Origin of the sequence: Bartonella sp. AP1QHHD (assembly GCF_042196265.1) — a bacterium.
Classification (GTDB): Bacteria; Pseudomonadota; Alphaproteobacteria; order Rhizobiales; family Rhizobiaceae; genus Bartonella.
In genome coordinates, this window is the sequence record NZ_JBHIPW010000063.1 from 1 (window position 1) to 1858 (window position 1858).

Below are 1858 nucleotides of genomic sequence, written 5' to 3' on the forward strand. Positions count from 1 at the left end.
AATCACTGAATCTACAGTGTGAATCCCATTTTTATTTTACTTAACAGCTTGCTTTTTGATACGTTTTGTGCAATAAAGAGACGTTCTTTTATATTTCGGTTATTTCTTTTAATCGTTTATTTAGATCGCTAGCTGTTTTGATAATAAAAGCCGTGTCTTAAAGGACGCGGCTTTTTTTTATTCTATCTTTTAGACGCCACAGCCGCTTTAATCAATTCCTCTACAGTCTTTATCTATCTACAAAAGGATATTAAACCTGTAGAAATCTCTTTTCTTCCTGTAACCCATGCCCCCAAAATAAGTTGCGTATCTCCAAAAACACGCGCCCTGCCACCAATAATTGCCTTTCCATAAGCACGTACATTACCGTAAACCTTCGCAAACCCATTAACACACGCCTCATCACAAATTATTGCATTTTCAAAAACCTTCGCATGCCCCCAAACCATAGCAGCATTATAAACCTTGGCATCATCACCAACCCAGCAATTGCCATCATGTGATAAGTTGTATTCACTTTCAATAAAGCCCCCTAAATCTCCTTTTTTAACACTTCCAAAACTTCTTAAAGCTTTAATGCGATAAAGTGTTCTAACTCTACCATAGAGATGGTCTTTAACTTCTGTAGTTTCATTAGTAAGTTCATATTTTTTGGATACAGTTTTAGTGGTCATAGGTAGCTCCCTAATCTAATATTCAAACAAATTTTTAAATGAAATGGTTATAAGGAGGCGCCCCCGCACCGCCCTATTGTTTAATTAAGCAGCTTCTTTTTCACATTCTAATTCACATTCTAAATCGTCATCATTTTCCGATTCAAGATCAGCATCATAATAGTCTTCAAAATCATCATAATACTCATGACGATAATAATCATCTTCACTACCAAATTCGGGATATGCTTCATTCCAAATATGATCATCTGCTGTTAAAGAAGCGGCGCTATGAACATAAGAATCTCCTGAGATAAGAGCACCACATACAACGGCATCATCGAAAACACGCGCGTCATCACAAATATAAGCAGCACCGCTTATTTTTGCATTGCCTCCAACATGAGCATTATCACAAATGACGGCATCATCAGAAATATGAGCATGATCAGTTACATAGGCATTATCATAAATCTTTGCATTGCCTTCAATTACAACAGCACCTTTAATATGAGCATTCCCATAAAGACGCGCATTGCCTCCCATAAAAATAGCTTCAAAAATAGCATTCCCATAAATTTTTGCATTCCCACAAACGTCTACAAAAAAGCTTCTTACTTTTGCATTCCCAGAAACGCGGGCATTTTGAAAAACGCGGGCTTTATCATATACCCAGCACGTACCATAATGCGATAGGTTGCTTTCATTTTCTATAAAACCACCTAAATCCCCCGCCTTGACATCTCCAAAATCTTTTAAGGCGCGTATACGGTATAATGTGAGACCAGTCATATGATCTATTTCATTAGTCAATTCATATTTTTTGGATGGTTTTCTCTTTTTAACTGTAGCTTTCATGCTAGTAATCCTTATCGTAAAAAAGGTTTCTATTGACAGCCCATAAGGGCGTCGGGCGCTAGAAACACGGCGATAAGTCCGCTGTATGCTTTCCCCTAAAAGGGTATTGTATGGCATAACCACACCCGACATAATCGTTATATGCTAGTGATAGCATAAAAGAAAGTCAGTATTTTGAAGATGGGAAAAACCTTATCGTGGTTTATCCGCTTATCGCTAAGTGTTTCTACACACTTGACGCCTTTCTAAACGAACCTTTCCTTAATGTCAATACGTATTTTTTATTTTTTTCAATTTTTTTCATTTTGATACCTAGCTAATTGAATACCAAGTGATTTTAAATTTTA

The 1858-nt window shown here is 36.7% G+C and carries 2 protein-coding genes; both read right to left on the bottom strand.

All coding sequences use genetic code 11. The features are described 5' to 3' along the window. Positions 1 to 233: 233 nt before the first annotated feature. On the bottom strand, positions 234 to 674 hold the full coding sequence (locus ACFIME_RS05910; protein WP_375612653.1) for a hypothetical protein: 441 nt from the start codon (positions 672 to 674) through the stop codon (positions 234 to 236). Positions 675 to 758: 84 nt separating this feature from the next. Continuing rightward, on the bottom strand, positions 759 to 1511 hold the full coding sequence (locus ACFIME_RS05915) for a hypothetical protein (protein ID WP_375612654.1): 753 nt from the start codon (positions 1509 to 1511) through the stop codon (positions 759 to 761). Positions 1512 to 1858 lie beyond the last annotated feature (347 nt).

Coding starts and splice junctions, on each gene's coding strand:
- ACFIME_RS05910 (WP_375612653.1), bottom strand. CDS start 674: ATGACCACTAAAACTGTATCCAAAAAATATGAACTTACTAATGAAACT.
- ACFIME_RS05915 (WP_375612654.1), bottom strand. CDS start 1,511: ATGAAAGCTACAGTTAAAAAGAGAAAACCATCCAAAAAATATGAATTG.